The sequence below is a fragment of the Streptomyces sp. NPDC127108 genome (assembly GCF_042677545.1).
In the GTDB taxonomy this organism is placed as follows: Bacteria; Actinomycetota; Actinomycetes; order Streptomycetales; family Streptomycetaceae; genus Streptomyces.
This window is the reverse complement of record NZ_JBHXTE010000033.1, coordinates 73,276-85,749: the sequence shown is the minus strand read 5'-3', so window position 1 is coordinate 85,749 and position 12,474 is coordinate 73,276. Positions and strand designations below refer to the sequence as shown.

The window sequence follows — 12,474 nt, the reverse complement described above, 5'->3', positions numbered from 1 at the left end:
GAGTCGGCAGGGGTGACGCGTCCCCCACCGGCCCATCGGCAGTGTCACCCGCCTTCTCTTCCGGCCGCACGCACACCCCGCTGCCCTGCTCCGCGCGCAGCCCTCCGCGTGCGCGTCCCACTCACACATGACCGGCATCCGTGCCGCCGCGCGCCCTCGCGCGCCGCCGGATGCCACCGAGGAGTTCCGTCATGCCCGAAATCACCTACGTCGCCGTCGACGGCACCACGCGCCGCATCGACGTCCCCTCCGGCACGACCGTCATGCGCGGCGCCGTCTTCAACGACATCGACGGCATAGTCGCCCAGTGCGCGGGCAACGCGCAGTGCGCCACCTGCCACGTCTACGTGGACGACACCACCCTCGACCGCCTGGAGCCGGTCCGGCCCGCCGAGGACGACCTCCTCGACTTCACCGCCTGCCCGCGCCGACCCGGCAGCCGCCTGAGCTGCCAGCTCACCGTGACCCCCGCCCTGGACGGCCTGATCGTCCACCTCCCCGAACGGCAGAAGTGATGTCGGCCGACGCACAGCCCGCCTCCGTCGTCATCGTGGGCGCCGGACAGGGCGGCTACCAGACAGCCGCATCCCTGCGCGAACGCGGCTACCGGGGCCGCGTCACCCTCATCAGCGCCGAGGACACCCTCCCGTACGAGCGCCCGCCCCTGTCCAAGGCCCACCTCAAGGCCACCGGGCAGGCCCAGGGCGACGAACAGCTGTGGCTGCGGCCCGCGACGTACTACGTACGCCAGTCGATCGACCTGGTCGGCGGCACCGTGACGGGCATCGACCCGGCCGCCCGCACGGTCCGCCTCGGCGACGGATCGAGGTACGACTACGGCCATCTCGTCCTGGCCACCGGGGCCCGCCCGCGCACCCTCGACGTGCCGGGTGCCGGACTGCGCGGCGTCCATACCCTGCGGACCGCGCGGGACGCCGCCGCGTTGCGGGCCTCGCTCGCCGCCGCGCAGTACGCAGTGGTGGTCGGAGCCGGGTTCCTCGGGCTCGAATGCGCTGCCGCGGCACGGGAGTCGGGCCGCGCGGTGACCGTCGTCGAAGCGCTCGACCGGCCGCTGGCCCGGGCCCTCTCGGCGCGGACCGCGGAACACTTCACGCGTCTGCATCGCCGGGAGGGCACCCGACTCCTCTTCGGTGAGCGGGTCGTGGCGCTGCGCGGCGACCGGAACGGAAACGTCGCATCCGTCGAACTGGCCGACGGCCGACGTCTGCCCGCCGATCTGGTCGTGATCGGGGTCGGTGTCACGCCGCGCACGGAACTGGCCGAGGCGGCCGGTCTCCCGGTCGGCGACGGCGTCACCGTCGACGCCCGCCTGCTGACCGGCGATCCGTGCATCTCGGCCATCGGCGACTGCGCGGCGTTCCCGCAGGTGCGCTCCGGGAAGCGGCTGCGGCTCGAATCCGTGCAGAACGCCGTCGGCCACGCCCGGCTCGTCGCCGAGCGGCTCACGGGAGCGCCCCGCGCCCACTACGAGGAACTGCCCTGGTTCTGGAGCGACCAGTTCGGCACGACCGTGCAGATCGCACCGTCTCCGCCGACGTGTGCAGGGACGTGACGACCTCCACCAGCGGCAGCACCGGCACGGGGTTGAAGAAGTGCAGGCCCACGACCCGGTCCGCGCGGCCCGTCGCCATGCCGAGGCGCATCACGGGAAGGGAGGACGTGTTGGTCGCGAGGATCGCCCCGGGATCCTCGACGACCTTGTCCAGGGCGGCGAACACCTCGGTCTTCGCGTCCGGGTTCTCCACGACGGCCTCGACGACCAACTGCCGGTCGGCCAGGTCCTCCAGGCTGCCGGTGAAGACCATGCGGGCGAGCGCGTCCGCCGCTTCCGCCCCCGCCAGCTTGCCGCGGCGCACCGCGCGGTCGAACGACTGCGTCACCCGGTCCCGTGCCGCCTTCGCCGCCACCGCGTCGACCTCGCACACCACCGTGTCGAGCCCGGCCCGCGCGCACACCTCGGCGATGCCCGCCCCCATCTGACCGCCGCCGACCACGCCGACGCGCTGGATGGCCCCGGTCATGACCGCGCCCCGGCGTGCTGGAGCTGCGGGTCCGGGTGTCGGCGCCGGGCCTCTGCGTCGGTGGGCCGAGCCTCCGCTGCGGTAGGCCGAGCCTCTGTGCCCGCCGACGGCGCCCCCGTGCCCCTCGTCCGTGCCTCGGCGTGCGCGGACTGCACCCCCGTGGCCCGCTGAGCGTGCCGGACGAGGTGGCGCGAGTACGCCTCCGGCGTGAAGAACTGCGGCAACTCGACGGACAGCGTGGTGCGTTCGAAGAGCGCGCGCACCGCGTCGACGTCCGCCCACGGGTAGGCGGCGCCGAGCGTGTCGATCTCGTGGTCGAGCAGCCGCAGCACCGTCTCGCGGTCGAGCACCCGGTGCCTGAGCCACTGCCAGATCTGCACCCGCGCGATCTCGGCGGTCGCCGCGTCCTCCACCAGCCCGTCCAGGGCGACGGCCCCCTCACCCCGCAGCCAGGCCGCGAAGTACCGGACGGCCACCGCGATGTTCGTGCGCACCCCGTCGGGCGTGGGCGGGCCGCCGACGCGGCGCGTGGACAGCAGGTCGGCCACCGTGACCTCCACGTCGTCCCGCGTCCGGTCGAGCTGGTGCGGCCGGTCGTCGAGCACGGCGTCGAACGCCTCCGCGCACACCGGCACCAGACCGGGGTGGGCGACCCAGGAGCCGTCGAAGCCGTCCTCGGCCTCCCGTTCCTTGTCCAGGCGGACCGTGGCGAGCGCGGCCTCGGCGGCCGCCGGATCCCTGCTCGGGATCTGCGCGGACATGCAGCCGATGGCGTGGGCGCCGCGGCGGTGGCAGGTCCGCACGAGCAGGTCGGTGTACGCGCGCATGAAGGGCGCCGTCATCGTGACCTTCACGCGGTCGGGCAGCAGGAAGTCCGTGCGGTGACCGAAGGTCTTGATGAGGCTGAACAGATAGTCCCAGCGCCCGGCGTTGAGGCCGGAGCTGTGCTCGCGCAGCTCGTGGAGGATCTCCTCCATCTCCACGGCCGCGGTGACCGTCTCGATGAGGACGGTGGCGCGCACGGTGCCCCGGGGGATGCCGAGCAGGTCCTGGGCGAGGACGAAGATGTCGTTCCACAGCCGCGCCTCGTACCGGTTCTCCAGCTTGGGCAGGTAGAAGTACGGGCCGTGCCCGGCCTCGATCTGGCGCCGCGCGCAGTGGAAGAAGTACAGGCCGAAGTCCACGAGGGAGGCGGGCACCGGCTCGCCGTCGAACTCCAGGTGCTCCTCGACGAGATGCCAGCCGCGCGGGCGGACCACGATCGTGGCCAGCCGGTCGCGGTCGGCGAGCCGGTACTCCTTGCCGTCGGCGGTGGTGAAGTCGATGCGGCGCTCGATGGCGTCGAGCAGGGTGAGCTGGCCGCCGACGATGTTCTGCCAGGTCGGGGAGGTGGCGTCCTCGAAGTCGGCCATCCAGACCCGGGCCCCGGAGTTGAGTGCGTCGACCGCCGTGCGCCGGTCGGGCGGGCCGGTGATCTCCACCCGGCGGTCGGTCAGGCCGGGCGCCGGCGGGGCCACGCGCCAGGTCGGGTCGGCCCGCACGGGGGAGGTCGCCACGGGGAAGTCGAGCGGGGAACCCGAGGCGAGGCGCAGGGCCTGGCGGCGGCGCTCCTTGAGGAGTTCCTTGCGGCGGCCGCCGAAGGCCGCGGCGAGGTGACCGACGAAGTCCAGGGCGGCGGGGGTGAGGATCTCGTCGTGACGGTGCCCGGGCGGGGCGAGGACGTGGACGCGGTGCGTCGGGGCGCTGGTGGACATCGGGTCCTCCTGAGGGGGAGAGGGAGGGAACGTCGAGTCGGTTGTCTTCTCTGCGAATGCCCCGTGCCCTCGCGGATCGAGATGGCATCGCGTGTCTTCGTGGTGCGGCCCGAGGTCCTGTCGTACGGGGAGTCGACCGTCACCGCCGAGGTCCGGCGGGCCGCACTGAGACTCTGACACTGGCACTGAGTGCCATCAATGCTGGACGGCTGCCAATTGCTGCGAATCTTCGGTCGGCCGATTGCGAAGATTGCGAAGACGGCACCGCGGGCCGGTCTCCGGACGGCCACCGGAGCCTGGGCGTATTCGATGTCCGGGCGAACTCGACGCCCGGGCAAACCCGTTGGCCGGGCGCGAGGAGGATGTTCGGCGGATCCCCCGAATATGCCTGCGGGGCCGGGCGTGGTCACCCAGGATGGGAGGCGTCGGCGGACGTGAGTCGGGTGTGAGGCCCTGAGTGGGGGGATGTGCTGTGCCACAGCAGTTGACCATGAGGCTCGATGACGGCGGTGCGGGGGCCGCCGTGTTCGAGGTCGATGTCGACGCGGACGCCACGGACCTCGAACTGGCCGCCGGGGGCGGCGTGGTCGCACGGGCACGGGTGTCGCTCGAAGAGGCGCTCGACCAGGTCAAGCCGACGCTCTCGCGCGTCGCCGACACCCTGCGCGAGCTCGGTCCGGACGCGGCGGAGCTGGAGTTCGGCCTGAAGATGGGCGGCGAGACCGGCGTGATCATCGCCAAGGGCACCGCCGAAGTGAACTTCACCGTCCGGCTGACGTGGAACCGCCCCTGACTTCATGGGAGCGCAGCGCGAGGGATTCGTCGTCAAGATCCGTGCCGCGGCGACGGGGACGCCCATCGGCGTCGGATTCGTCGTCGGCGACAAGGAGATCGTGACGTGCGCCCATGTGGTCAATGTGGCGCTCGGACGGGACAAGGCGTGCGCGGAGCGGCCCCCGGGCGACGCCCGCGTCCAGGTCGAGTTCGTGCTGCTCGGCGACGCGGAGGGCGGGCCCCTGCGGCACTGCCGGATCAGCTCCTGGGACCCGCCGCCGGGCGTCGGCCGCCTGGGCCGGGACGTCGCCGGACTCGCCCTGGTCGGCGGGGACACCCTGCCCGTGAGCGCGGGCGCGGCCCGGCTCATCGACGCCCGCACGGGCCTCCTCGGCGACGCCCAGGTGAAGGCCTTCGGGTACCCCGGCAACCCGCCCCGCAAGGCCAACGGCGCCTGGAGCACCTGCGTCCTGCGGGGCGCGGTCGGCGGCGGGCTCATCCAGCTCGACACGGCCAGCGAGTCCGCGCTGCGGACACAGCCCGGATACAGCGGCTCGCCCGTCATCGTCACCGACCGCTGGGGTGACGCCGTCGTCGGCATGCTCGCCGTGGCGAGCCGCGACGGCGCCGCCCCCGACGCCTACGCCGTGCCCCTCACGGAGGTCTCCGCGGCCTGGCCCGACGCTCTCGGCCGCAGCGTGCTGCCCCCGTGTCCCTACCGGGGGCTGCAGGCGTTCAGCGCCGAGGACGCGCTGGCGGGCGTGTTCGTGGGCCGGGAGCGCGAGGTCGAACGGCTCCGGATCATGGTGAAGGCCCAGCCCCTGGTGATGGTCACGGGACCGTCGGGCGTGGGCAAGTCGTCCCTGGTGGCGGCCGGTCTCCACCCCGAACTGGCCGCGGCGGGCTGGTCGATCGCCTCGTTCCGCCCGGGGATGTCCCCCTATGACGCCGTGGCCCGCGCCCTCCTGGAACTGGAGCACCCGCAGCGGACCCACAGCCTGGAAGAGCTGGAACACCGGGCCCGCGCCCTGCGGGAGGAAGGGTTCTGGGCGGTCGCCTCGCGGTTGCGCGTCCTCACCGGCCGCCGCCTCGCGCTGATCGCCGACCAGTTCGAGGAGGTCCTGAGCGGCAGCGCCGACCGGGCCGAGCAACTGGAGTTCCTCCAGCGGCTGCTGCCCCCGCCGGACGTCGCACAGGACCCCGGCGTCCGGCTCGTGGCGACCCTGCGCGCCGACTTCCTGCCCGACCTGCTCGAACTCCCGGACATCGGACCCCGCCTCCAGGACCGGCAGCTGAACGTGTCCCCGCTGGACGAGGCGGCCCTCATCCGCGTGATCGTCGAACCGGCCGAGGTCGCGGGCGTCACCTTCACCCCGGGCCTCGCCGAGGCCATCGCCGCCGAGGCGAGCAGGGCCGCGGGCAGCCTGCCGCTCCTGGAGTTCACCCTGACCGAGCTGTGGTCCCTCCAGCACGACCGGCGCCTCAGCTTCGACAGCTATCAGGGCCTCGGCGGCGTCTCCGGCGCCCTCAACCAGCACGCGGAGAAGGTCTACCGCCTCTTGGCCCAACAGCTCGGCGAAGCCCGCATCCGCCGCGTCCTGCTGTCCATGGTCCGCGCCCGCGGCGGAGCCACCAGCGCCGTCCGCGTCACCGCCCACCGCACGCACCTGGCCAAGGACTGGTACATCGCACAGCTCCTCGCCGACCCAGAGCAGCGCCTCGTGGTCCTCGGCACCGGCGGCCCCGACACCGCGGAGATCGCGCACGAGGCCCTGATCCGGGAGTGGGCGAGGCTCGCCACCTGGGTGGAGGAGGACGCCGACTTCCAGCAGTGGCTCGCCGTGGTCGAGGAGCGCGCCACGGAGGCCGACCTGCTGTCCGCGGCCCGCCTTTCGGAGGCGGACCGCTGGCTGGGGGAGCGCGCCGCGGACATTCCCGAGGCGGTCGTCGGCCTCATCGAGCGCAGCCGCGAGGAGATCAACGCGCAGCAGCGGACGGAGCGGATGCTGAGCGCCTCGCAGGAGCTGGCCGCGCAACTCCAGCAGCGTTCGTCCGAGTTGGAGGCCTCCCAGCAGGCGCTCCGGAGCTCCAACACCGAACTGGAGCACAAGGCCCAGCTGCTCGCGGACCAGAATCGCGCCATCGAGGTCAAGAACACCGAGATCGAGGAGGCCCGGCAGGTCCTGGAGGAACGCGCCGAACAGCTCGCGCTGTCGATGCGCTACAAGTCGGAGTTCCTGGGCAACATGTCGTACGAACTACGCACGCCGCTCAACTCCTTGCTGATCCTCGCCAAGCTGCTCGCCGACAACGGGGAGGGCAACCTCACGCCCCGGCAGGTGGAATTCGCCGAGACCATTCACGGCGCGGGCGCGGACCTGCTCCAGCTGATCAACGACATCCTCGACCTGTCGCAGGTCGAGGCGGGCAAGATGGACGTCAGCCCCACCCTGATCCTCCTCGACCAGCTCGTCGACTACGTGGCCGCCACCTTCGGCCCGCTCGCTTCCGAGAAGAAGCTTCACTTCGGAGTGGAGGTGACGCCGGGGCTGCCGCCGTCACTGAGCACCGACGAGAGCCGGGTGTTGCAGGTGCTGCGCAACCTCCTGTCAAACGCGGTGAAGTTCACCCACGCCGGAGAGGTCAAGCTGGTCATCCGACCCGGCACCACCGACGTGCCCGACACGATCAGGGAGCAGCTCGTCGAGGCCGGTTCGCTGCACGGCTGGGACGCCGACCTGATCGCCTTCTCTGTGACTGACACCGGCATCGGTATCGCGCCCGGAAAGATGCGGGTGATCTTCGAGGCTTTCAAGCAGGCCGACGGCACGACCAGCCGCAAGTACGGCGGGACGGGTCTCGGCCTGTCGATCAGCCGGGAGATCGCACGGCTCCTCGGCGGTGAGATCCACGCGGTGAGCGAACCGGGCCGCGGCTCCACCTTCACCCTGTACCTGCCGCTCAACACATACGTGGAAGGGGCGCCCAGGTACGACACGCACTACCGGCTCGCGCTCCCCGAGGCGCCGGTCGAGGTCGCCGGTCAGCCCTCGACGCAGTCGCGCGGCATCGAGGGCGATCCCATGGCGACCGGCTCCGACGCGGAGGCCGGGTTCCATGGCGAGAAGGTGCTGATCGTCGACGACGACATCCGAAACGTCTTCGCGCTGACGGTGAGCCTGGAACGGCACGGCCTCTCGGTCCTGTACGCGGAGAACGGCCAGGAATGCCTCGACGTGCTCGGCCAGCATCCCGATGTCGCGGTCGTCCTCATGGAGATCATGATTCCGGAGATGGACGGCTACGCGATCATGTCGGTGATCCGCAAGATGCCGCAGCACGCGCGGCTGCCGATCATCGCGCTCACCGCCAAGGCGATGAAGGGCGACCGCGAGATGGCCATCGCGGCAGGCGCGTCGGACTACGTGACCAAGCCGGTCGACGTCGAGCACCTGCTGACCCTGATGGGGCGTTGGGTGGGCCAAAAGCGCCAGGGCAGCCAAGGGAGTTGACCTGGCGGGCGGTCGTGTCCGATGGGCGCCGGGCGACTGCCGCACCCACCGGACACGAAGGCCGACACCTCAGGGACGCGTGGTCAGATACCCGCCCATCGACGTGAAGTAGTCCGTCGCCGCCAACTCCCTGCCGTCCTCGGTGCGTACACGCGTGATGGCCAGGCCGTGGTTGCGGCCGGTGCGGGCGTCGGCTCCGGCGACGATCGCCACGCCCTCGCCCTCGCGGTAGAAGATGCGGCCGGGTGTGCCGCCGTACTTGCCCTCGGAGACGACCGCCGCGAGGATCTCCAGGCGCTTGCCCTTGTGGAAGGTGTACGCGCTGGGGTACGGCTCGGACTGGGCGCGGACCAGGCGCTCGAGGTCCGCCGCGGGCCAGGTCCAGTCGATGCGGCTGTCCTCGAGCGAGCGCTTGTGGAAGAAGCTCGCCTGGGAGCGGTCCTGCGGGGTGAACTCCGTCTGGCCGGCGGCGATCAGGTCGAGGGCGCCGACGGTGACCGGGGCGATGAGGTCGACCGTCTTGTGGAAGAGGTCGGTTGCGGTGTCCGTCGGGCCGACCGGGACCGCCTCCTGGCGGACGACGTCACCGGCGTCGAGCTCGTCGTTCATCATGTGCGCGGTGACGCCCACTTCGGGCTCGCCGTTGATGAGCGCCCAGATCAGCGGGGAGAACCCGGCGTACTTCGGCAGCAGCGAGTCATGGATGTTCAGGGTGCCGTGGCGGGGCAGACCGAAGATGCGCGGCGGGATCCAGGTGCGCCAGTTGTTGGCGACGATGATGTCCGGCGCGGCCTCCTCCAGGCGCGCGAACAGCTCCTCGTCGTCGGGGCGGTTGCGCAGCAGGACGGGGATGCCGTGTGCCTCGGCGAGGTCGGCGACCGAGTCGCTCCAGATCTTCTCGTACGCGTGCTCGCTCTTGGGATGCGTCACGACGAGGACCACGTCGTGCTCGGAATCGAGAAGGGCCTGGAGCGTACGGTGCCCCCAGGTCTGATAGCCGAACATGACGACCCGCATGGGGTTCCTCCTCAGGGCAGGGGTTGACCTGCGCCAGTAAAGCAAGGCTTACCTTAGTTTTCAATGTGCGCTCGCGTAACCCCCGTTGACAGGAAGCCCGTACCGAGTGATCCGATTTGTCCTGTCGACACGTGCGCGCGTTCAGCTTAGGCTCACCTAAACTCCATGACGCACCGTTCGTCGGCGTGCCCGCAGGGTGCCCGCGTCCCTGGATGATCAGAGGGATAACGTACTTCGACATGAGCACGACTGCAGTTGAGCGCCCCGCGGCCGGGGTGGTGGACGCCCGTCGACGGCGGGTCGTGGGTCTGGGCATCCTGGCGCTGCTCCTCGTGGTCATGGCGGCCGTGTCCCTGGCCGTCGGTGCGCGCGCGCTGTCGCCCGCCGAGGTGTGGCACGGACTGTTCGCGGGACCGGAGTCCGACCGGCGGCTCAACGAGATCCGCCTCATCGTGGAGACCGTGCGGGTGCCCCGGACGACCCTCGCGATCGTGGCGGGCATCGCCCTCGGCGTCGGCGGGGCGCTCATCCAGGGCTACACACGCAACCCCATCGCCGACACGGGCCTGTTGGGCGTGAACGCCGGCGCCTCGTTCGCCGTGGTGTCCGTGATCGCCGTGTTCGGGCTCTCCAGCCCGTTCCAGTACGTCTGGTTCGGCTTCCTGGGCGCGGCGGTCGCCGGAGTCGTCGTGTTCGGGCTCGCGAGCATCGGCCGTGGGGCCGGAAACCCGCTGACGCTCGCCCTCGCCGGGCAGGGGATCACGGTGTTCCTCGCGGCCATGACGACGGCGGTCGCCCTGTCGGACCGCGAGTCCCTCAACGCCCTGCGGTTCTGGAACGCGGGCTCCGTGGCCGGAGTCGACTTCGACGTCATCTGGCCGATCACCGCGTTCGTCGGCGTCGGCCTGGTCCTCGCGCTGATCACGCTGCCCGCCCTCAACCTGCTGAACCTCGGCGACGACGTGGCGCGCGGCCTCGGCGTGAACATCGCCCTGAGCCGCACCATCGGCATCACCGCCATCACGCTGCTCGCGGGCGCGGCGACGGCGGCGTGCGGCCCCATCGCGTTCCTCGGCCTGATGGTGGCCCACGTGGCCCGCTATCTGACCGGGCCCGACTACCGCTGGCTGGTGCCGTACGCGGGTCTGCTCGGCGCCGTCGTCCTGCTGTTCTGCGACATCGTGGGGCGTTTGGTGGTGCGGCCGGGCGAGCTGGAGGCGGGGGTCGTGGTCGCGCTGCTCGGGGCCCCGTTCTTCGCCGTCCTGGTGTGGCGCGGAAAGTTCAAGAGCGCATGAACCGGACAGGGCGACGCGGAGAGTTCACAAGCGGATGAACGGGACAGGGCGCATCGAAGCGATGCGGGGGAGCGGGACGGAAGTGAAGGCAACGGTGGCGCCGGGCGTGCGGCTCGGCAGCGTGTCGTTCGTGTGGCGGCCGTGGCTCGCGTTCGTCACGCTGTTCCTCGCGGCGGCGACCTTCCTGCTGTTCTGCCTGTCCATCAGCATCGGGGACTTCCCGATCGGCCTGTCCCAGGTGGTCGCCACCCTCTTCGGCCGCGGCGAGCAGGTCGACGAGTTCGTGATCATGGATCTGCGGATGCCGCGCGCCCTCGCCGGGCTCGTCGTCGGCATCGCGCTCGGGGTGTCGGGCGCGCTCACCCAGTCCATCGCCCGCAACCCGCTGGCCAGCCCCGACATCCTGGGGATCACCCAGGGCGCGAGCGCGGTCGCGGTGTTCCTGATCACGGTGTCGGGCGGTGCCGCCGCGGCGGTCGTCAGCTCCGTGGGCCTGTCCGCGGCGGCGCTCGCGGGCGGCCTCGGCACCGGGCTGCTCGTGTACTTCCTGGCGTGGCGACGGGGGATCGACGGCTTCCGGCTCATCCTCATCGGTATCTCCGTGAGCGCCATGATGGAGGCGATCACCACCTGGCTGCTCGCCAAGGCCGACATCAAGGATGTGGCCCGCGCCCAGACGTGGCTGGTCGGATCGCTGGACAACCGGTCGTGGGACGAGGTCTGGATCGCGCTCTGGGGCACGCTCGGCCTCCTGGTCGTCGTGGCCTGCGTCGCCTTCCAGTTCAAGCCCCTGCACTTCGGCGACGAGGTCGCCGCGGGCCTCGGGGTCCGCTTCGGGGTGGTGCGCGCGGTCCTGCTGCTGTGCGCGGTGCTGCTCGCCGCCGTCGCGGTGAGCGCCGCGGGTCCGGTGCCGTTCGTCGCGCTGGTGGCGCCGCAGGTGGCGATGCGTCTGGCGCGCTTCCCCACACCGCCGTTGGTGGCCTCCGGGATGGTGGGGGCGCTGCTCCTCATCGGCTCGGACCTCATCGCCCGCACCGCCCTGCCGATCACCGTCCCCGTCGGTGTGGTCACCGCCGTGATCGGCGGCCCTTTCCTCGTCTATCTGCTGGTGCGGGCGAACCTGAAATAACTGGTACAAAGGTGAGGCAAACCTAAATAAATGAGGGGGGCTTGTGGTCGCTCAGTACATCACCGAGATCGAGTCCGGGGTCGATGACGCCTCGCGGCTCGCGGCGAAAGGCGTCAGCGTCGGATACGGCGCGCGGACCGTCATCGACGATCTCGACGTGGCGATACCGCCAGGAGTGATCACCACCATCATCGGCCCCAACGGCTGCGGGAAGTCCACCCTCCTGCGGACGCTGTCACGCCTGTTGAAGCCGACCAAGGGCTCGGTCGTGCTCGACGGCGACGACATCGCCAAGCTCAGGACCAAGGACGTGGCGAAGAAGCTCGGGCTGCTGCCGCAGGCGCCGGTCGCGCCGGAGGGCCTGACGGTGTCCGACCTGGTCGCCAGGGGCCGCCATCCGCACCAGAGCTGGCTGCGCCAGTGGTCGTCGGACGACGCCGCCGTGGTGGAGCGCGCCCTCGCCATGACCGGCGTCGCCGATCTGGCCGACCGGCCCGTCGACTCCCTCTCCGGCGGCCAGCGCCAGCGCGTGTGGATCTCGATGACCCTGGCCCAGGGCACCGACCTGCTGCTCCTCGACGAGCCGACGACGTATCTGGACCTGGCGCACGCCGTCGACGTCCTGGACCTGGTGGACGATCTGCACGAGTCGGGCTGCGCCGTGGTCATGGTCCTGCACGACCTGAATCTGGCGACGCGCTACAGCGACAACCTCATCGTGATGCGCGAGGGGTCGATTCTGGCGCAGGGGCATCCGCGTGATGTGATCACCGCGGATCTGCTGGAAGAGGCATTCGGGCTGCGCGCCAAGGTGATTGACGACCCGGTGGGGGACCGGCCGCTGATCGTGCCCATCGGTCGTACACATGTATCGCTCGACTGAACTCTTTACGCGGCAACTTGAAGGTTAGGCTAGGCTAACCTCACTTTGGCAGGATAAAGTTTGGCTGC

8 protein-coding genes and 3 pseudogenes are annotated in these 12,474 nt (G+C 71.1%); 8 read left to right on the top strand and 3 right to left on the bottom strand.

What is annotated here, in order from left to right:
* Positions 1 to 191 precede the first annotated feature (191 nt).
* Positions 192 to 515, top strand: coding sequence for a 2Fe-2S iron-sulfur cluster-binding protein (locus ACFVHO_RS26320; RefSeq protein WP_385719341.1), 324 nt, complete (start codon positions 192 to 194; stop codon positions 513 to 515).
* On the top strand, positions 515 to 1,573 hold the full coding sequence (locus ACFVHO_RS26315; protein ID WP_385719338.1) for an NAD(P)/FAD-dependent oxidoreductase: 1,059 nt from the start codon (positions 515 to 517) through the stop codon (positions 1,571 to 1,573). Before ACFVHO_RS26320 ends, ACFVHO_RS26315 begins: the two co-directional genes overlap by 1 nt.
* Here ACFVHO_RS26315 and ACFVHO_RS26310 read toward each other — a convergent pair.
* Together ACFVHO_RS26310 and aceB are read right to left on the bottom strand one after the other, a co-directional pair.
* Positions 1,541 to 2,042 (bottom strand): annotated as a pseudogene (locus ACFVHO_RS26310) (3-hydroxyacyl-CoA dehydrogenase NAD-binding domain-containing protein); the annotation flags it as partial. The gene ACFVHO_RS26315 and the pseudogene ACFVHO_RS26310 sit on opposite strands and share 33 nt — an antisense overlap.
* Positions 2,039 to 3,796, bottom strand: coding sequence for a malate synthase A (aceB, locus tag ACFVHO_RS26305; RefSeq protein WP_385719335.1), 1,758 nt, complete (start codon positions 3,794 to 3,796; stop codon positions 2,039 to 2,041). The gene aceB and the pseudogene ACFVHO_RS26310, both read right to left, overlap by 4 nt.
* 490 nt (positions 3,797 to 4,286) lie before the next feature.
* On the opposite strand from aceB, the gene ACFVHO_RS26300 reads away from it, so the two are divergent.
* The 3 genes and pseudogenes from ACFVHO_RS26300 to ACFVHO_RS26290 all read left to right on the top strand — a co-directional run.
* Positions 4,287 to 4,589, top strand: a complete 303-nt coding sequence (locus ACFVHO_RS26300) for a CU044_2847 family protein (protein WP_385719332.1) — start codon at positions 4,287 to 4,289, stop codon at positions 4,587 to 4,589.
* Positions 4,590 to 4,593: 4 nt separating this feature from the next.
* A pseudogene (locus ACFVHO_RS26295) lies at positions 4,594 to 6,372 on the top strand (AAA family ATPase); the annotation flags it as partial.
* Between the two features lie 192 nt (positions 6,373 to 6,564).
* Positions 6,565 to 8,082, top strand: a pseudogene (locus ACFVHO_RS26290) (hybrid sensor histidine kinase/response regulator); the annotation flags it as partial.
* 69 nt (positions 8,083 to 8,151) lie between these two features.
* On the opposite strand, the gene ACFVHO_RS26285 reads toward ACFVHO_RS26290, so the two are convergent.
* The gene (locus ACFVHO_RS26285; protein WP_385719329.1) at positions 8,152 to 9,099 is read right to left on the bottom strand and encodes a methionyl-tRNA formyltransferase; all 948 of its coding nucleotides are present in this window, start codon (positions 9,097 to 9,099) and stop codon (positions 8,152 to 8,154) included.
* 239 nt (positions 9,100 to 9,338) lie between these two features.
* On the opposite strand from ACFVHO_RS26285, the gene ACFVHO_RS26280 reads away from it, so the two are divergent.
* Genes ACFVHO_RS26280 through ACFVHO_RS26270 form a run of 3 tightly spaced genes read left to right on the top strand, consistent with a single transcriptional unit; the run spans position 9,339 to position 12,406 of the window.
* Positions 9,339 to 10,394 (top strand): FecCD family ABC transporter permease, encoded by a 1,056-nt coding sequence (locus ACFVHO_RS26280; protein WP_385719327.1) that lies wholly within the window; start codon positions 9,339 to 9,341, stop codon positions 10,392 to 10,394.
* Positions 10,395 to 10,428: 34 nt separating this feature from the next.
* On the top strand, positions 10,429 to 11,523 hold the full coding sequence (locus ACFVHO_RS26275) for a FecCD family ABC transporter permease (protein WP_385719324.1): 1,095 nt from the start codon (positions 10,429 to 10,431) through the stop codon (positions 11,521 to 11,523).
* A 43-nt stretch (positions 11,524 to 11,566) separates the two neighbouring features.
* Positions 11,567 to 12,406 (top strand): ABC transporter ATP-binding protein, encoded by an 840-nt coding sequence (locus ACFVHO_RS26270; protein ID WP_380844168.1) that lies wholly within the window; start codon positions 11,567 to 11,569, stop codon positions 12,404 to 12,406.
* Positions 12,407 to 12,474: the final 68 nt, after the last annotated feature.